The 17,919-nt window shown below is 73.1% G+C and carries 15 protein-coding genes and 2 pseudogenes; 5 read left to right on the top strand and 12 right to left on the bottom strand.

The genetic code is table 11. The features are described 5' to 3' along the window. Positions 1-149: 149 nt before the first annotated feature. On the bottom strand, positions 150-971 hold the full coding sequence (gene recX / locus AB0O01_RS33580) for a recombination regulator RecX (RefSeq protein ID WP_365319458.1): 822 nt from the start codon (positions 969-971) through the stop codon (positions 150-152). A 4-nt stretch (positions 972-975) separates the two neighbouring features. Further along, positions 976-2,103 carry a recombinase RecA gene (gene recA, locus AB0O01_RS33575; RefSeq protein ID WP_365319456.1) on the bottom strand — a complete coding sequence of 376 codons (1,128 nt, stop codon included), beginning with the start codon at positions 2,101-2,103 and terminating at the stop codon, positions 976-978. 294 nt (positions 2,104-2,397) lie between these two features. Here recA and AB0O01_RS33570 point away from each other — a divergent pair, with 294 nt between their 5' ends. Next, on the top strand, positions 2,398-3,132 hold the full coding sequence (locus AB0O01_RS33570) for a VOC family protein (protein ID WP_365319455.1): 735 nt from the start codon (positions 2,398-2,400) through the stop codon (positions 3,130-3,132). Positions 3,133-3,191: 59 nt separating this feature from the next. On the opposite strand, the gene AB0O01_RS33565 is transcribed toward AB0O01_RS33570, so the two are convergent. Continuing rightward, positions 3,192-4,499: an AI-2E family transporter gene (locus AB0O01_RS33565; RefSeq protein WP_365319453.1), complete on the bottom strand. Its 1,308-nt coding sequence runs from the start codon at positions 4,497-4,499 to the stop codon at positions 3,192-3,194. 60 nt (positions 4,500-4,559) lie between these two features. After that, positions 4,560-4,754, bottom strand: coding sequence for a DUF3046 domain-containing protein (locus AB0O01_RS33560; protein ID WP_365319451.1), 195 nt, complete (start codon positions 4,752-4,754; stop codon positions 4,560-4,562). Positions 4,755-4,834: 80 nt separating this feature from the next. Between AB0O01_RS33560 and AB0O01_RS33555 the strand changes: the two are divergent. Beyond that, positions 4,835-5,685 (top strand): annotated as a pseudogene (locus AB0O01_RS33555) (hypothetical protein); the annotation flags it as partial. A gap of 51 nt (positions 5,686-5,736) precedes the next feature. On the opposite strand, the gene AB0O01_RS33550 reads toward AB0O01_RS33555, so the two are convergent. The 3 genes from AB0O01_RS33550 to AB0O01_RS33540 are packed head-to-tail and all read right to left on the bottom strand — an operon-like array spanning position 5,737 to position 7,687. Then, entirely contained in the window at positions 5,737-6,045 is a 309-nt protein-coding gene (locus AB0O01_RS33550; RefSeq protein ID WP_365319449.1) for an AzlD domain-containing protein, read from the bottom strand. Next, positions 6,042-6,824, bottom strand: a complete 783-nt coding sequence (locus AB0O01_RS33545; RefSeq protein ID WP_365319447.1) for an AzlC family ABC transporter permease — start codon at positions 6,822-6,824, stop codon at positions 6,042-6,044. Before AB0O01_RS33545 ends, AB0O01_RS33550 begins: the two co-directional genes overlap by 4 nt. Then, positions 6,725-7,687: an AraC family transcriptional regulator gene (locus tag AB0O01_RS33540; RefSeq protein ID WP_365319445.1), complete on the bottom strand. Its 963-nt coding sequence runs from the start codon at positions 7,685-7,687 to the stop codon at positions 6,725-6,727. The genes AB0O01_RS33545 and AB0O01_RS33540 overlap by 100 nt, the downstream gene beginning before the upstream one ends. 597 nt (positions 7,688-8,284) lie before the next feature. Between AB0O01_RS33540 and AB0O01_RS33535 the strand changes: the two genes are divergently transcribed. The 3 genes and pseudogenes from AB0O01_RS33535 (at position 8,285) to AB0O01_RS33525 (ending at position 14,933) form a co-directional block, all read left to right on the top strand. Next, positions 8,285-13,240 (top strand): ATP-dependent helicase, encoded by a 4,956-nt coding sequence (locus AB0O01_RS33535; RefSeq protein WP_365319443.1) that lies wholly within the window; start codon positions 8,285-8,287, stop codon positions 13,238-13,240. A gap of 89 nt (positions 13,241-13,329) precedes the next feature. Next, on the top strand, positions 13,330-14,196 hold the full coding sequence (locus AB0O01_RS33530; RefSeq protein ID WP_365319441.1) for a DNA-formamidopyrimidine glycosylase family protein: 867 nt from the start codon (positions 13,330-13,332) through the stop codon (positions 14,194-14,196). Positions 14,197-14,228: 32 nt separating this feature from the next. After that, positions 14,229-14,933 (top strand): annotated as a pseudogene (locus AB0O01_RS33525) (SDR family oxidoreductase). 28 nt (positions 14,934-14,961) lie between these two features. Here the strand turns inward: AB0O01_RS33525 and AB0O01_RS33520 are convergent. From AB0O01_RS33520 to pgsA, 5 genes are all read right to left on the bottom strand, one after another. Further along, positions 14,962-15,219: a hypothetical protein gene (locus AB0O01_RS33520; protein WP_365319439.1), complete on the bottom strand. Its 258-nt coding sequence runs from the start codon at positions 15,217-15,219 to the stop codon at positions 14,962-14,964. 132 nt (positions 15,220-15,351) lie between these two features. Next, on the bottom strand, positions 15,352-15,822 hold the full coding sequence (locus AB0O01_RS33515) for a DNA starvation/stationary phase protection protein (protein WP_365319437.1): 471 nt from the start codon (positions 15,820-15,822) through the stop codon (positions 15,352-15,354). A 337-nt stretch (positions 15,823-16,159) separates the two neighbouring features. Next, the gene (locus AB0O01_RS33510; RefSeq protein ID WP_365319435.1) at positions 16,160-16,534 is read right to left on the bottom strand and encodes a helix-turn-helix transcriptional regulator; all 375 of its coding nucleotides are present in this window, start codon (positions 16,532-16,534) and stop codon (positions 16,160-16,162) included. A gap of 109 nt (positions 16,535-16,643) precedes the next feature. Further along, entirely contained in the window at positions 16,644-17,189 is a 546-nt protein-coding gene (locus AB0O01_RS33505; protein WP_365319433.1) for a CinA family protein, read from the bottom strand. Next, positions 17,186-17,860 (bottom strand): CDP-diacylglycerol--glycerol-3-phosphate 3-phosphatidyltransferase, encoded by a 675-nt coding sequence (gene pgsA / locus AB0O01_RS33500; protein WP_365319431.1) that lies wholly within the window; start codon positions 17,858-17,860, stop codon positions 17,186-17,188. The genes AB0O01_RS33505 and pgsA overlap by 4 nt, the downstream gene beginning before the upstream one ends. Positions 17,861-17,919: the final 59 nt, after the last annotated feature.

The following is a 17,919-nucleotide window of genomic DNA, read 5'->3' as shown; positions in this document are numbered from 1 at the left end:
CCGCCCCGGCCCTGAGCGCGATCGACGCCCCCGCGCGCCCACCGTGCTCAGGGCCCGACCAGCGGCCCCGCCTGCCCCGTCCCCTCGGCGCCCCCGGGAGTGGAGTTCGCCAGGGCCGTGCCTGATGTGCCCGCCCTGATCCCCCGCCCTCAGTACCCCTCCCCTTCTCCTCCTCCCTCCCCCTCCCAGAACTCGCTCTCCTCCCCCTCCTGCTCCAGCGCCTGCCGGACCACTCTCAGGGCCAGCCCCTCCGGGTACCCCTTGCGCGCGAGCATCCCCGCCAGCCGGCGCAGCCGCTTGTCCCGATCGAGTCCCCGGGTCGCCCGGAGCTTGCGGGCGACCAGTTCGCGCGCGGTCGTCTCTTCCTGTTCGGCGTCGAGCTGACCGACCGCCGCGTCGATCAACGCGGACTCGACCCCCTTGGTCCGCAGCTCCCGGGCGAGGGCGCGGCGGGCGAGGCCCCGGCCGTGGTGCCGGGACTCCACCCAGGCGTCCGCGAACGCGCTGTCGTCGATCAGTCCGACCTCCTCGAACCGCGACAGCACCTCGTCGGCCACCTCGTCCGGGATCTCCCGCTTGCGCAGGGCGTCGGCGAGCTGCTTGCGGGTGCGCGGGGTCCCGGTGAGCAGGCGCAGGCAGATCGCCCGCGCCCGCTCAGCCGGGTCCCCTGAAGGCTCCCCCTTCTCGGCCCTCGACGAGGAGGGCGAGCCTTCGTCCGTGCCGGACGGCTCTCCGGAGCCGCGCCGACGGCGCCCACGCCCACCGCGTGTCCCGCCGTCACCGCCTGCTCTTCGGTCGCCGCCGGGGCGACCGCCGTCCGTGCCGCCCCCGAAAGGGGCGCCGACCCGCTCACCACCGTCCGGCGCGGCGGAGCCGCCGGGCGGGTCGAGGTGATCAAGGGGGCCGAGATGACCGAGGTGACCGGAACGGCCGGGTTCGGCGTACTCGGCCCAGTCGGTTCGCCGTGTCACCGGATCAGCTCTTGGCAGCCGGGGCCTTGGTCTTGGCTGCCTTGCTCGCCGGTGCCGGAACCGTCTTGGCGTCCTCGGCGGGGGCGGCGGCGGTGGCCGCGGCATCCACGCTCGGCTCGGACGCGGGCTCCTCGGGCCGTACGCCGACGCCCAGCTTCACCTTGATCTTCTTCTCGATCTCGTTGGCCAGGTCGGGGTTGTCCTTCAGGAAGTTGCGCGCGTTCTCCTTGCCCTGGCCGAGCTGGTCGCCCTCGTACGTGTACCAGGCGCCGGCCTTGCGCACGAAGCCGTGCTCCACGCCCATGTCGATCAGACCGCCCTCGCGGCTGATGCCCTGGCCGTAGAGGATGTCGAACTCGGCCTGCTTGAAGGGCGGCGCCACCTTGTTCTTGACGACCTTGCAGCGGGTGCGGTTGCCGACCGCGTCCGTGCCGTCCTTGAGGGTCTCGATACGACGGATGTCGATACGCACCGAGGCGTAGAACTTCAGCGCCCGGCCACCGGTCGTGGTCTCCGGCGAGCCGAACATCACGCCGATCTTCTCGCGGAGCTGGTTGATGAAGATCGCGGTCGTCTTGGACTGGTTGAGCGCGCTGGTGATCTTCCGCAGGGCCTGGCTCATCAGCCGGGCCTGGAGGCCGACGTGGCTGTCGCCCATCTCGCCCTCGATCTCCGCGCGCGGCACGAGCGCGGCGACGGAGTCGATGACGATCAGGTCGAGCGCGCCGGAGCGGACCAGCATGTCCACGATCTCCAGCGCCTGCTCGCCGTTGTCCGGCTGGGAGAGGATCAGGTTGTCGATGTCGACGCCGAGCTTCTGCGCGTACTCGGGGTCGAGGGCGTGCTCCGCGTCCACGAAGGCGACCTGGCCGCCGGCCTTCTGCGCGTTCGCCACCGCGTGCAGGGTCAGGGTCGTCTTGCCGGAGGACTCGGGTCCGTAGATCTCGACGACCCGGCCGCGCGGCAGTCCGCCGACGCCAAGGGCCACGTCCAGCGCGGTCGAGCCGGTCGGGATGACCTCGATGGGCTCCCTCGACCGCTCGCCCATGCGCATGACCGCGCCTTTGCCGAATTGCCGTTCAATCTGTGCGAGCGCGGCGTCCAGCGCCTTCTCGCGGTCGGTTCCTGCCATGGGTTCCACCCGATTTGCTTGTGTCGATCGCTTCACGTCAAAAACGCTATCGCCTGCCACTGACAATCCGTCGTGACGCGGGTCCGACCTGTGGATAACTCGGGCCCTTCTCCACCCAAACCATGTCGAAACACCCGCCGGAAGCCGTGCCCGGAGCTTCCATGAGAATAGATGTTCGATTTTCATGTCAAGCGCGCCACGCGCCCCGGACGCACCTCCACTCCCCCTCCCCCCTCCCTCCACCTCAATAATCAAACTTGACTAGCGGCAGTCGTGCTCCCTACCGTCACAGCCATGCCCGAGAAGACGATCCCGATCCTCCCCTGCCCGTCCGTCCCCGAGCTGGTCGAGTTCTACGAGCATCTGGGCTTCACCGTGGATCTGCTCCAGACCCGCCCCAACCCCTACGCCGCGCTCAGCTACGGCGACGGCATCGCGCTCCAGTTCTACGGCCACAAGTCGGTCGTACCGGCCGAGTCCTGGTCGTCCTGCTACATCACCACGGACCGCGTCGACGAGCTGTACGACACCTTCCGCGCCGCGCTGAAGCAGGCGTACGGGCGGATCCCGACCCGTGGCATCCCGCGCATCGGCCAGCTCAAGGACACCTCGTACGGGGTCCGCCAGTTCCTGCTGACCGACCCCGGCGGCAACTGTCTGCGCGTCGGCCGGCCCACCGGCGCACCCCCGGAGCACGCCCCGGCCCCGAGGGAGCCCTTCGCCCGCGCGCTGCACCATGCCTGGCTGCTCGGCGTCTCCAAGGGGGACCCGGCCCAGGGCGCCCGGGTCCTCGACCACGCGCTGGCCCAGGAGACACCGAGCGGCGCGGGTGAGCGATACCGCGCGCTGGTGCTCCGCGCCGATCTCGCCCTCCAGCTCGACGACCCCGCCACCGCCCGCGCCCGCCTCACCGAGGCAGCCGCTGTGCAGCTCACGGAACCGGACCGCGAAGCCCTGGCGGACGAACGGTCCCGGGCCGCCGACCTGGCCGCCGAGGCGGGGCTGCCCACCGACGGCGACGCCCGCTGACGGAGGCGACGGCCCGCGCGCCGGGTCAAGCGGCCCACGCCGGACGCCCCGCGCCGAGCTCAGCCGCCCGCGCCGGACTCCCCGCGCCGGTCCTGCCCCACCCCGGAGTCCTGTCCGTCCCGGCCGCCCTGCTCATCCCCGGCGGGCCGCGCCTTGGGCACCCGCCGCTCCCACAGCGCCCGTCCCCGCCGGTAGAGACTCTCCTGGGGCGGGCGGCTGCGGCGGCCCTGCACGCGCGCGTCGTCCGCGACGTCGTACCGCTTCACATACGCCCCGAGGAACGCCTGGAGCGTGGCCACCGCGGGGATGGCGATCAGGGCGCCGACTGCCCCGAGCAGCGCCGTACCGGCGATCACCGAGCCGAAGGCGACGGCGGGGTGGATGTCGACGGTTCTGGCGGTCAGCTTGGGCTGGAGGACATAGTTCTCGAACTGCTGGTAGACCACGACGAAGATCAGCACCCAGAGCGCGTACCAGGGGTCCTCGGTGAAGGCGATCAGCATCGGCAGGGCGCCCGCGAGATAGGTGCCGATGGTGGGGATGAACTGCGAGACCAGGCCCACCCACACCGCGAGCACGGGCGCGTACGGAACGCTCAGGGCCTCCAGCAGGATGTAGTGCGCGATGCCGGAGATCAGCGCCATGAGGCCGCGCGAGTAGAGGTAGCCACCGGTCTTGTCGACGGCGATCTCCCACGCGCGCAGGACCTCGGCCTGGCGGGACGGCGGCAGGACCGAGCAGATGGCGCGCCGCAGCCGGGGGCCGTCGGCGGCGAAGTAGAACGCGAACAGGGTGACCGTCAGAAGCTGGAACAGACCGCCGAGGACCTGGGTGGAGACGTCCAGCACACCCGTGGCGCTGTTCTGCACGTAGTCGCGCAGCCAGTCGGAGCGCAGCAGGCCCTCCTGGACGTCCACCCGCTTCAGCTCGGTGTTGAAGTGGGTGTTGATCCAGTTGATGACGGAGTCGAGGTACTCGGGGAAGCCCTCGACCATCTTGATGATCTGCCCGGCGAGCAGGGAGCCGAGCATGGTGACGAAGCCCGCGATGGCGATGATCACGCCCAGGAAGACGAGCCCCGTGGCCATCCCGCGCCGCAGCCCGCGGGCGGCCATCCAGCTCACCGCGGGCTCGATGGCGAGGGCCAGGAAGAACGAGATCAGGATGTTGATCAGCAGCCCGGTGAGGGCGTGGAAGGCCCAGCTTCCGAGCTGGAACACGGCGATGAGCGCCAGCGCCAGCACCATGGCGCGGGGCAGCCAGCGCGGCATGCGGGCGCCCGGCCCGGCGGGGGGCGGTGCCGGGGGCGGAGGGCCGGGCGTGGATGCGTGCGGGGCTGTCTGCCCGGTCTCGTCAGTGGGTGCCACGGAGCAAGTCTCGCCCACGCCGCTGACAATCGGATACGGTCCCGCGATCTTCGTGACCGGTCAGCGCTTCTCCTGTGGCACGTTCATGACCAAGCAGACCACCCGCCACACGTCCTTCGCCGCCCAGCCGGAGTCCAGCGCCTGGTGCACCGTCCGCCCGCCCAGCTCGGACATCACGTGATCACGCGCGAAGGTTTCGGAGTATCCCGTGCCGAAATGCTCCGCCATCCGCTCCCAGAAGACCGTCAACCGCATGACTTCAGTATCCCGCCCCTGGGAGGGGCCCTGGCCGGAGAGGGTGCTGCGGTCGGAGCGGGCGCCCTACGGCCGGACGCATGCCCGCATCCGGAGCCTTCACGCTCGATCCCGCACCCCCCGGGGCACACCCCGCTCTCCCGCGCGGGGCAGTTCTATGGCACCCGTCGCCCGCGGGTTGTGGATGTGGCTGGACCGGCTCCCGCGCGCGGCAGTTCATCCGGCCAACCGCGCGGGTGCCGGAGCAGCGTTTCTCCACCCACCGCTTCCTGGCGGTGACGCCGATCCCGCCGAGACCGCGTTGGACGCCCACCGCCATGCCGACGGCGGGTACGGCCACACCCTGGAGCCGGATCTACGCGGCCCGGTCGGCGAGCCCCCGCACACCGCGCACGCGCTGCGGGCGCTGGACGCGGTCGGCCGCTCTTCGGCGGCCGGCGGGTGGAGCCGCTGTGCCGCCACCCGACGGACGTCTCCACGCCGGAGGGCGCCCTGCCCGTCGTCCACCCCGGCCGGCGCGACCGCCCCAGTGGCCCCGTTCACCCCGGTCGTGACGGATCCGCCGGGCACACCGCTGACAACCGGCCCGGTGGTCGGCGTACTGCGCCACAACGCTGTGTGGCAGGCGTGGCTGTTCCGGGCCACGGACATCTGCCGGACGGCCGTCGACACCCTGGAGCGGTCGCATCCGTACGAGATCCAGGCCGCCCTCCCGGCCGTCCTGGAGTCCACGCCGGACCGTCCCCGCGCCCAGGCCGCCGGGGACCGGCTGGGCCGCCTGTGCGCGACCAGCGAGATGACCCGTTCCCTGGACTTCCTCGCGGCCACACAACAGGACGACGACGGCCGACCCGCGGAGCGGCCCCAGTGGGCCGCCGTTCCCACCCCCGAATCCCGCCCCATGGTGACGATCAAGGCCCTGCGCACCCTCCCCTCAGGGCGTACGGGCACGGTGCGGTGTCGCCCGGACGCGCATGGGTCATCAGCCGCCCAGGGCGCGTACCCCGGCCGTCACGAGAACGGCCGCCGCGACGACGACCAGGAAGGGCGCCCGCAGCACCAGCGCCACGGCCGCCGCAGCGAGCCCCGCCGCCCGCGCGTCCAGCATCAGCGTCTGTCCGTCGGCGAAGGTCTGCTGGGCCGTGAGGGCGGCGAGCAGGGCCACCGGCAGCAGCGCGGCGAGCCGCTTGACCAGGGGACGTTCCAGCACGCCCGCGGGGACGAGCAGCCCGATGACCTTGACGGCGTAGCAGCCGACGACGGTCGCACCGATCGCGATCCAGATGTTCACCGGTCCTCCTCCCGCCGCCGCGCCGCGTCGGCGGTGGCCGTGGAGCCCCGCCCGCGGGTCCCGCCGGGTCCCTTGCGCCGCCCTTCGGCCCACAGCACCGCCGGTGCCGCGAGCGCCGCCGCCAGGACCGGCACACCCGCGGGCAGCACCGGGAGCAGGCCCAGGCCCAGGAGGACCGCGAGCCCGGCCACGGCCCGCTCGGTGGTGGACCGCAGCATCGGCGCGAGCAGCGCCAGGAAGACGGCGGGTCCGGCCGCGTCCAGACCCCACGCGTCGGTGTCGCCGATGGCCTCGGCGCCGAGCGCGCCGAGCAGGGTGGTGAGGTTCCACAGCACGTACAGGGTCAGCCCGGTGACGGTGAACCCGATCCGCGCGGCGCGCCGGGTGGGCTGGGCGAGGGCGACGGCCGCGGTCTCGTCGATGACCCACTGGGCGGCGAACGGCCGCACCGCGCGCGGGAGGGCCAGTACCTGCGACAGCCGCAGCCCGTAGAACGCGTTGCGCACGCCGAGGAAGAACGCCCCCGCGGCGGCCGTGAAGGGGTTCCCGCCGGCCGCCAGCGCACCCACCAGAGCGAACTGGGAGGCCCCCGTGAACACCAGCAGACTGAGCACACAGGTCTGCGCGAGCGTGAGGCCGCTGCCCGCCGACGTCACTCCGAAGGCGAACCCGGACAGTCCTACGGCGACCCCGACTCCGAGGGCGTCGCGGACGACGGCCCGGTCGGGTTTGTGCGGGACTTCGGCCCGTATGTCGGTGAGAGCGGTGTGTTCTGCCACGCGTCGCACGATAGGAGCAGCCCCGGACCGGCGTCTTGTACGTTCTTGCGCTCGCGCTGGTAGGCGCCCGGGGGCACGCCGACGATCCGAGCGAAATGCCGGTTCAGATGCGGCTGGTCGGTGAAGCCGACCGCGGTCGCGGCCTCGGCGGGTGCCGTCCCCGCGTCCAGGAGCCGCCGGGCGCGCCGCACCCGGGTGTCGGTCAGCCAGGCGTGCGGCGGCATGCCGTAGGTGTCGCGGAAGGCCCGCAGCAGGGCGAAGGGGCTGGTGCCCAGCTCGGCGGCGAGGCGCTCCAGGGTCGGCGGATCGGCCATCCGCTCCTCCAGCACGGCCCGCGCGCGGGCGGCGTTCCGGGCCCCTGCCGTGCGGACCTCGCGCTGGGGCAGCGGTCCGCCGTTCAACCGCAGCAGCCGGGTCACCGCGACCCTCAGCAGCGTGTCGGCGGCCAGCGCGTTGCCCTCGTCGGCGGCCCGCAGCACCCGGTGCACCAGTGCGACGGCATACGGGTCGTCGAGCACCGGCCGGACGAATCCGGGCGTACCGCGCAGGGTGGTCGTCTCCGCCGCTATCTCCGCCACCACCTCGGGCGACGGGTACACGGCCCCGTACCGCCAGCCCTCGGGCACTCCGGCCCGCCCGGTGTGCGGGGTGTCCGGATTGACCAGCGCGAGCGCCCCGGCACCGGCGTACTGATCGGCCCCGCCGTGGTGGAAGACCTCCACCCCGTCGGCGATGGCGGCGATCACGAAGTGCTCGTGGGTGTGCCGGACGAACGTCTTGCGGATGTACCGGGCACGCAGCAGATCGACACCGGGCAGATCCGCGTACCGCCAGTGCCGTGCTCGCTCGTCCCGACCGGCCATCCCCCCATTCTCCGCCACCTGCCCACCCGCCCCCACCGGACAGCAGCCGTCCAGCACCCCGCCCCCACCGGGCAGCAGCCACCTCGCCGTCCGACCTGACCGACGACAGCCACTCGGCCCCCTCCCCCACCAGGCAGTAGCCACTCCACCGCCAGCCCCCATCCGGGGCGCAGCCGCTCCACCGACCCGCCCACCGGACCGCTTCCTCACGCCGGCGGCCCACCCGGTTTCAGCCACTTCACCAACCCGCCCACCCGGACCCGCAGCCACCCCAGCAGCCCACCGCAACCATGACCACCCCACCGCCCGGCCCCACCAGGCCGCCCATCCCACCGACCGGCCCACCACCACCGACCCACCACGCCGGGTCCCCAGCCACCCCGCCCAGCCCAGACCCAGGACTCCGACCCACACACCAGAACCCCAGCCTCTCCCCCGCCATCCCTCAGCCCCTCCCCCACCCCACACCCGGCCCCACTCAAGCCCCCGCCGCATCCCGCCGCCCCACCTCACCCGAAAAACGCCACCCCACCCCCCGTTCCCCCAGCTCAACCCACCCCCAGCCCGATTGTCAGTGGCGGGGTGCAGGATGGACGCATGGTCAGCGCGCACCGAGCCCTCGACGGCTTCTCCCCCGCCACCCGCGGCTGGTTCACGGGCGCCTTCTCCGCGCCCACCGCCGCTCAGGCGGGGGCGTGGCAGGCCATCGGCGAGGGTTCGGACGTGCTGGTGGTCGCCCCGACCGGCTCCGGCAAGACCCTCGCCGCCTTCCTCGCCGCCCTCGACCAGTTGGCGTCGGCCCCGCCCCCTGCCGATGCGCGCAAGCGCTGCCGGGTGCTGTACGTGTCCCCGCTGAAGGCGCTGGCCGTGGATGTGGAGCGCAATCTGCGCAGCCCGCTGACCGGCATCCGCCAGGAGTCCGTGCGGCTGGGCCTGCCCGAGCCGGAGGTGCGGGTCGGCATCCGCTCCGGCGACACCCCGGCCGCCGAGCGCCGCGCGCTGTCCACCCGCCCGCCGGACATCCTGATCACCACCCCGGAGTCCCTGTTCCTGATGCTCACCTCGGCCGCGCGTGACGCGCTGACGGGGGTGGAGACGGTGATCCTGGACGAGGTGCACGCGGTGGCGGGCACCAAGCGGGGCGCGCATCTGGCGCTGTCCCTGGAGCGGCTGGACGAGCTGCTGCCGAGGCCGGCCCGGCGCATCGGCCTGTCGGCGACGGTCCGTCCGGTCGACGAGGTGGCCCGCTTCCTGTCCCCGCGGCGCAAGGTGGAGATCGTCCAGCCGCGGTCCGGCAAGGAGTTCGATCTGTCGGTCGTCGTCCCGGTCGAGGACCTCGGCGAACTGGGCGGCTCACCGGTGGCCGACGGCTCCGCGGGCGCGGAGCGGCCGTCGATCTGGCCGCATGTGGAGGAGCGGATCGCGGACCTGGTCCAGTCGCACCGCTCCACGATCGTCTTCGCCAACTCCCGCCGCCTGGCCGAGCGGCTGTGCAACCGGCTCAACGAGATCGCCTACGAGCGGGCCACCGGCGAGCCCCTGGACGAGCACCATTCCCCGGCCGCGCTGATGGGCGGCTCCGGCGCTGCCCAGGGCGCCCCGCCGGTCCTCGCGCGCGCCCATCACGGCTCGGTCTCCAAGGAGCAGCGGGCGCTGGTGGAGGAGGACCTCAAGGCGGGGCGGCTGCCCGCGGTGGTGGCCACCTCCAGTCTTGAGCTGGGCATCGACATGGGCGCGGTGGATCTCGTCGTCCAGGTCGAGTCGCCGCCCTCGGTGGCCTCCGGCCTCCAGCGGGTGGGCCGCGCGGGCCACCAGGTGGGCGCGGTCTCCACGGGCGTGGTGTTCCCGAAGTACCGGGGCGATCTGGTGCAGGCGGCGGTGGTGACGGAGCGGATGCGCACGGGCTCCATCGAGTCCCTGAGGGTGCCCGCGAACCCGCTGGACGTGCTGGCGCAGCAGCTCGTCGCCATGACGGCCCTGGACACCTGGCAGGTGGACGACCTGCTCGCCCTGGTCCGGCGCGCGGCCCCCTTCGCCGCCCTCCCGGAGTCGGCGTTCACCGGGGTCCTCGACATGCTGGCGGGCCGCTATCCCTCCGACGCGTTCGCCGAGCTGCGCCCGCGCGTGGTGTGGGACCGCGTGATGGGCACGGTCACCGGCCGCCCCGGCGCCCAGCGCCTCGCCGTGACCTCCGGGGGCACCATCCCGGACCGCGGCCTGTTCGGCGTGTTCCTCGCCGGGTCCGACCCCAAGAAGGGCGGTGGCCGGGTCGGGGAGCTGGACGAGGAGATGGTCTACGAGTCCCGCGTGGGGGACGTGTTCACGCTGGGCACCAGTTCCTGGCGCATCGAGGACATCACCCGCGACCGTGTCCTGGTCTCCCCCGCGCCGGGGGTGCCGGGTCGGCTGCCGTTCTGGAAGGGCGACCAGTTGGGCCGCCCGCTGGAGCTGGGGCGCGCGGTGGGCGCCTTCCTGCGCGAGGTGGGCTCCCTGAGCCGCGAGGACGCCCGGCTGCGCCTGGTCGCCGCGGGCCTGGACGCGTGGGCGGCGGACAATGTGCTGTCGTATCTGGACGAGCAGCGCGAAGCCTGCGGCCATGTCCCGGACGACCGCACGATCGTGGTGGAGCGCTTCCGCGACGAGCTGGGCGACTGGCGGGTCGTGGTGCACTCCCCCTTCGGCGCCCAGGTGCACGCCCCCTGGGCCCTCGCCCTCGGTGCCCGGCTCAGCGAGCGCTACGGCATGGACGCCCAGGTCATGCACGCCGACGACGGCATCGTGCTGCGCCTGCCCGACGCCGACCTGCTCGGCCTGGACCTACTGGACCAGGAACCACGGAAGGCGGGCACGGAGTACGACGCCGAACAGGCCCCGGTCGGCGCGGCGGACGTCGTCTTCGACCGGGGCGAGGTCGGCCAGGTCGTCACCGACCAGGTCGGCGGCTCGGCCCTGTTCGCGTCCCGTTTCCGCGAGTGCGCCGCCCGCGCGCTGCTGCTGCCCCGCCGCAACCCCGGCCGCCGCACGCCGCTCTGGCAGCAGCGCCAGCGCGCCTCCCAGCTCCTGGAGGTCGCGGGCGAGTACGGCTCCTTCCCGATCGTCCTGGAGGCGGTCCGCGAATGCCTCCAGGACGTCTTCGACGTCCCCGGCCTCACCGAGCTGATGGGCGACCTGGAGGCGCGCAGGGTCCGCCTCGTCGAGGTCACCACCCCCGAGCCCTCCCCCTTCGCCCGCTCCCTCCTGTTCGGCTACGTCGCCCAGTTCCTCTACGAAGGGGACTCACCGCTCGCCGAGCGCCGCGCGGCGGCCCTGTCGCTGGACTCCCGGCTGCTGGCGGAGCTGCTGGGCCAGGCGGAGCTGCGCGAACTGCTCGACGCCGAGGTGCTCGCCGAGCTGGAGCGCGAGCTGCAATGGCGTACCGAGGACCGCCGGGTCAAGGACACGGAGGGCGTGGCCGATCTGCTGCGGATGCTCGGGCCGCTCACCGATGCCGAGCTGGCCGAGCGGGGCGCCGAGCCGTCGTGGGCGCCCGAGCTGGCCCGCGCCCGCCGCGCCATCCGGGTGCGGGTCGCGGGCGCCGACCACTGGGCGGCGATCGAGGACGCGGGCCGGCTGCGCGACGCCCTGGGCACCGCCCTGCCGGTGGGGGTGCCCGAGGCGTTCACCGAGCCCGTGAAGGACCCCCTCGGCGACCTCCTCGCCCGCTATGCCCGCGCCCACGGCCCGTTCACCTCGGCCACCGTGGCGGCCCGCTTCGGGCTGGGCACGGCCGTCACCGAGGGCGCCCTCCAGCGGCTCGGGGCGGCGGGCAGGGTCGTCCAGGGCGAGTTCCATCCCGCGGGCATCGGCCAGGAGTGGTGCGACGCGACGGTACTGCGCAGGCTGCGCCGCCGCTCCCTGGCCGCGCTGCGCCGGGAGCTGGAGCCGGTGCCCCCTGCCGCCCTCGCCCAGTTCCTGCCGCAGTGGCAGCACATCGGCAAGGGCCACGCCCTGCGCGGCGCCGACGGACTGATCCGCGCGGTCGAGCAGCTCCAGGGTGTCTCCGTACCGGCGTCGGCGCTGGAGAAGCTGATCCTGCCGTCCCGTGTCACGCAGTACACCCCGGCCATGCTCGACGAGCTGACGGCGGCCGGGGAGATCGTCTGGGCGGGCGCCGGTTCCCTGCCCGGCAAGGACGGCTGGGTGTCCCTGTATCTGACGGATGCCGCCCCCTTGCTGCTGCCCGAGCCGCACCCGCTGGAGCTGACGGCACTGCACGAGTCGGTGCTGAGGGCGCTGGCCGGCGGCTTCGGCCTGTTCTTCCGCCAGATCGCCGACGAGGTCCGGTCCACCACCCACCCCGACGCCACCGACCCGCAGCTCGCCGATGCCCTGTGGGACCTGGCCTGGTCCGGCTGGCTCACCAACGACACCCTGACCCCGCTGCGCGCCCTCCTCGGCTCGGGCCGCACCGCGGGCTCCACCGCCCACCGCGCCAGACGCGCCGCCCCGCGCGGCCGGTACGGCTCCCTGACGGCCGCCGCCCGCCCCGCCTCCCGCAGCGGCCCTCCGACCGTCGCCGGCCGCTGGTCCCTCCTCCCGCCCACCGAGCCCGACCCCACGGTCCGGGCCCACGCCCGCGCGCGTACGCTCCTGGACCGGCACGGCGTGGTGACCCGGGGCGCGGTCGCGGCCGAGGGCGTCGAGGGCGGCTTCTCGGCGACGTACCGCATCCTGTCCGCGTTCGAGGACAGCGGCCAGGCCCGCCGCGGCTATGTGGTCGAGGGCCTGGGCGCCGCGCAGTTCGCGATGGACGGCGCCGTGGACCGCCTCCGCGCGATGGCGAACGCCCGCGAACGGGGCGAGCCCCTCGCACCCCCGGACGGCGACCGGACCGCCCCAGCCCCCACCGACACCGGCACCGACACCGGCACCGGCACCGGCACCGACTGGACGACAGCCTTCGACACCCCCTCCGGCCCCGGCCGGACCGCCCCCGAGTCCCCGGACAACCACATTCCCCCACCGCCCCCCGCCGACTTCCAGGACTTGCCCGTCCACCGCCCCACCCCCGGCGAGTACATCTCCCCGCGCGACCACCCCCCGCAGGACCCCGCCCCCTGGCTGAACGGCCCTCGCTCGGCGTACGCGACCGGCGGATCCCGGGGTCCGCGAAGAGCGCCCGCCTCCCGAGCGGTCGTGCTGGCCGCCGCCGACCCGGCGAACGCCTACGGTGCCGCCCTGCCCTGGCCGGAGCCACCGACCGGCGCCGGACACAAACCGGGCCGGAAGGCGGGTTCGCTGGTCGTCCTGGTGGACGGCGAACTGGCGCTGTACATGGAGCGCGGCGGCAAGACCCTGCTGGCCTGGCCCACCGACCCCCGGACCGCGCCCGCCGACGACCCCCGGCTGCTGGAGGCGACCGAAGCCCTGGCCGCGTCCGCCCGAGCGGGCACCCTGGGCACGGTCACGGTCGAACGCGTCAACGGCACCGCGGCCCTCACATCCCCCTACGGCCCCCTCCTGGAGGCCGCAGGCTTCATCGCCACCCCACGCGGCCTACGCCTCCGCGCCTGACCCCACCCCACCCCACCGCACACCCCCAGCCCCGCACCCAGCACCAGTCCCGACACCTCCTCTCCCTCCCCCCATGCCACCCTTGACCCATGCCCGAAGGTGACACCGTCCGGCAGACGGCACAGCGGCTGCACACCGCACTCGCCGGCCGGATCCTGACCCGCTCCGACCTGCGCGTCCCCCAGTACGCGACAGCCGACCTCACCGGCCGCCGCGTCCACGACGTCACCCCGCGCGGCAAACACCTGCTCACCCGCATCGAAGGCGGCATCACCCTCCACTCGCACCTCAGGATGGACGGCGCGTGGAAGGTGTTCGCCAACGACCAGCGCTGGACCGGCGGCCCCGCGCACCAGATCCGGGTGATCCTCGGCACCACCGACCGCACAGCCGTCGGATACCGCCTCCCCGTCCTCGACCTGCTGCGCACCTCCGACGAGGACCGTGTGGTCGGCCACCTCGGCCCCGACCTCCTCGGCCCGGACTGGAACCCGGACCGCGCCCTCGCCAACCTCCTCGCCGACCCCGCCCGCCCCCTCGGCGAAGCCCTGCTGGACCAGCGCAACCTCGCCGGGATCGGCAACGTCTACAAGAGCGAGCTGTGCTTCCTCCTTGGCGCCACCCCCTGGCTCCCCATCGGCGCCCTCCCCACCGACCGCGCGGCCCAGCTCCCACCCCTCGCCAAGAAACTCCTGGAAGCCAACCGCGACCGCCCGGTCCGCACCACGACCGGCCGCCGCGGCCAGGACCTGTTCGTCTACGGCCGGGCGGCCCGCCCCTGCCTCCGCTGCCGGACCCCGATCCAGGCGGCCGACCAGGGCGACGGCTCACGCGCCCGCCCCACGTACTGGTGCCCGACCTGCCAGCGAGGCCCCGCACCCGGCTCCCCCGCACCCCACCGAAACCCGACCCCGCACCCCACCGTCGGCCACCACCCACCCCGCCACACCAATTGACGACCCGCCAGAAATGCTCACACCGTCCCCTCATGGCCACCGCCTACGACCTCACCGGCCGCACCCCCTTCGGCACCGGCGCCGCGAGCGGCATCGGCCGCGCCCCGGCCGTACTGCCGACCCGCGCAGGCGCCACCGTGCACTGCGCGGACCGCGCCCGCCTCCAGGAGGCCGTCACCTCCTGCCGGACGCCGCACATCACGGCCGCCATCGCCGGATCACGCACAGCAGCCCGGTCCTGGAGACCCGGAACGAGGACCTCGACCGGGTCCTGGACGTCAACTTCAAGGGGTGCTCCACGCCTGCCAGGAGGCCGCCCGCCTGATGATCGCCCGCGCGACCCCGGGCTCCATCGTCACCATGGCATCGGACGCGATCGACACCGGCAGCCCCGGCCTGCTCCGCTACGGGGCGACCAAGGCGGCGGTGGTCCAGTTGACCGGGACCCTCACCGCGGAGGTGGGCCGCCACGGCATCCGCGTCAACGCGGTCGCCCCGGGCTGGACCCGCACCCCCACGACCGACCACCACACCCCCACCCCTCACACCCCACCCCTCGAACCGGCACCCCCGGCCCGTCCCCCACCGAGACCCGCATGTCCCGCATGTCCCCACGGGGCCGTGTCGGCCACCCCGAGGACCCGGCCCGCGCCGTCCTCCACCTGGCCTCCGACGCCGCGCCCTTCACCACCGGCCAGATCCTGCGCCCGAACGGCGGCGTAGCCATGCCGTGGTAGACGCGCGCGCTCACCCCCACACACCACTTCAATCGACCGCCCCACCCCCCACACCCCGAGGCCCAATCCCCCGCCAAGCCGCCCGCCACCGCCCGGCCGCCAGCGCCCCCGCAGCCCGTGCCCTCGGCACACAATGCACCGGCAGCAGACTGAGCCCCCACCCCCCAGCCGCGACAGCACCCTCCACCACCCCCGCGCCCGGCGCGATGGCGAGCCGTACGACGGCCCACCACCACACCGCACCGAACACCAGCCCGACCCCCCAGCGCACTATTCGCCCCGCCATGGTCGCCCTCCTCCGGTCCGACACCAGAACGCCGCCCATAGCGGCCGGCAGGGCGCACCAGCGGCACACGGCCGCGAGCCCCCGCCCGCGCTCCGCCGACGGGATCAGCGAGACCAGCGGGATCGGACAGGATCAATCACTCGCGGCCTGGAACATCCAATGATGCTTCTCAAGATCCGCCGTGATCCCGATGAACATGTCCTGGGACACCGGATCCGGCTTCTCCGTCGAGTTCACCCGCTCCCGCATCCGGGTGATCGCCGCGGCGAGCGCATCGGTCAGCACCCTCACAGCGTCGCTGTCCTTGATCCAGCCGTTCGGCACCGCACCGATCCCGCTGTCGGCCGAGACCGTCGCGGCCCGCCCATCGGGCGAGACACCGAGGGCGGAGGCTCGTTCGGCGACGGTGTCGGAGTGTGCCCGCGCCGAGGCGACCACATCGTCCAGTTGAAGGTGCACGGACCGGAAGCGGGGCCCGACGATGTTCCAGTGGACCTGTTTCGCCACGAGCGACAGATCCACGAGGTCCACCAGCGCGGACTGGAGCGCTTCGGCCACGACCTTGAGGTCCGCATCGGGCAGCGGACTCTTGACGACGTACATCACACCTCCGTGAAAGGCCCCGAGAACCGTCCCTCCACGATGACCTCAACCCCCAAAACCGGCAAACGGAGCAACCACCCCAACTCACCGAAGCCGAAGCTGAAGCCGTTACCCGGACCCGAAGCCGGAGCCACAATCCCAAACGCACACCCACACCCCTCCCACCCCAAGCACCAGCACCCCCAACCAACGCTCACACTCACACCCACGCAAAAACCCCGGCCCACCCCTCCAGAAAGCCACGCTCCCCGAAGAAGCCCAGACCGGGGCTTCACTCACACGTCCACACCTACATACGCACACCCACCCCGTCAGCGACAGAGCACGCGCCCGCATCTCACGCGGCGACCACCTCGGTGGTGGGCGCCTTGATCGTCACCCGTTCCGGAGGCACCCCGGCCACCGAGACGGAACCCAGCATCGGCCGGACCGGCGTAGGTACAGGTTCGCTGGGAGTGGCCGCAGCGGACTGGGCCAGCTCGGCGAGGGCGAGCTCATCGCTCACCTCGCGCATGAGCTCGGACATCCGTACGTCCAACGCGTCGCAGATCGCGGCGAGCAGCTCGGAGGAAGCCTCCTTCTGCCCCCGCTCCACCTCGGAGAGATAGCCGAGCGAGACTCGGGCGGAGGAGGAGACTTCGCGCAGAGTACGGCCCTGGCGCTGGCGCTGCCGACGCAGCACGTCACCCAGCAGGCGACGGAGCAGAATCATCGGTGGCTCCCTCCTCGGACCGCGTAACCGCATCCTTCACGCCCCACCGTACCGCCTAGCGCCGCGGCCGTGCGGGGAGCGATGTCGTGTTCACTCAGGGCTGCAAACATCAAAACCCCCCGTTCTGTTCCGTATCCTGTGCCCGCTCATTCCCGGTCTGTTCGCCCGCAAGCTGCTCCAGAAGCAGTGCGAGTACGCTCCGTGCACTCTCCCTACGGATTTCCTCGCGTCCGCCGTTCAACCGCAGGGCCAGCACTTTTCCGCCACCGGCAGAATCGGAATGAGCGCCCTCTACCCCGTCGACGGCCACGAAAACCGTCCCTACGGGCTGTCCGTCCTGCGCGTCCGGCCCCGCCACGCCCGTGGTCGCGACGCCCCAGTCGGCGCCGAGCAAGGCCCGCACTCCGGCCGCCATCTCCGCCGCGACCTGCGCGTCCACCGCTCCGCGCGCCTCCAGAAGGCCGGCGTCGACCCCCAGCACGCGATGCTTCACATCGGTCGCGTAGGCAGTGACCGATCCCCGGAACGCCTTGGACGCCCCCGGTACCGACGTCAGCTCCATCGCCACCAGTCCGCCGGTCAGCGACTCGGCGACGGCGACCGTCTCGCCTCTCACTGTCAGTAGTCGCAGCACGTCGGCGGCCGTGGAATTCACGCGTCCGTCTCCTCCGCCGCCGCCCTGCGCTCGGCGATTCCCTGTCTGCGCAGCACAATGGCTTGTCGTACATAGTCGAGACCGGTGACCACGGTCAGGACGACCGCCGCCGCCATCACCCACCACCGCAGGGTGGCCAGCCAGCCCGTCAACGCCAGTACGTACATCCCGACCGCCACGCCCTGGGTGAGCGTCTTGAGCTTGCCACCACGGCTCGCCGGGATGACGCCGTACCGAATGACAAGAAAACGCAGCAGCGTGATGCCGAGTTCCCGGCCGAGGATGACGGCCGTCACCCACCACGGCAGATCGCCCAGCGCCGACAGACAGATCAGCGCCGCACCCATGATCGCCTTGTCCGCTATCGGATCGGCGATCTTCCCGAAGTCGGTGACGAGGTTGTACGTACGCGCGAGATGCCCGTCGAACAGATCCGTGATCATGGCGATGGCGAAGGCCGCCCAGGCCAGTGACCGCCAGGCCGGGTCGTAGCCGCCGTCGGCGAGCATCAGTGCGACGAACGCGGGCACCAGCACCAGCCGGAGCATGGTCAGCAGGTTGGCGATGTTCCAGACGCTCGCCTGATTGACCGCGGCGGCGGCCAGCTTCCCGCCCCGCAGGGCCCGCCCGTCCGACGACTCCCCACCCTCACCGATGCCCCCCTCGCCCACCGCGCCGCCCTCACCCCGGGCCGCCGCCCCGGAAACCCCACGCCCCGAACCGCCCGAGG

It is taken from the genome of Streptomyces sp. NPDC093252, assembly GCF_040683675.1.
In the GTDB taxonomy this organism is placed as follows: Bacteria; Actinomycetota; Actinomycetes; order Streptomycetales; family Streptomycetaceae; genus Streptomyces.
Note: the sequence above shows the minus strand (reverse complement) of the source record. Positions and strands in the feature narration are given on the sequence as shown.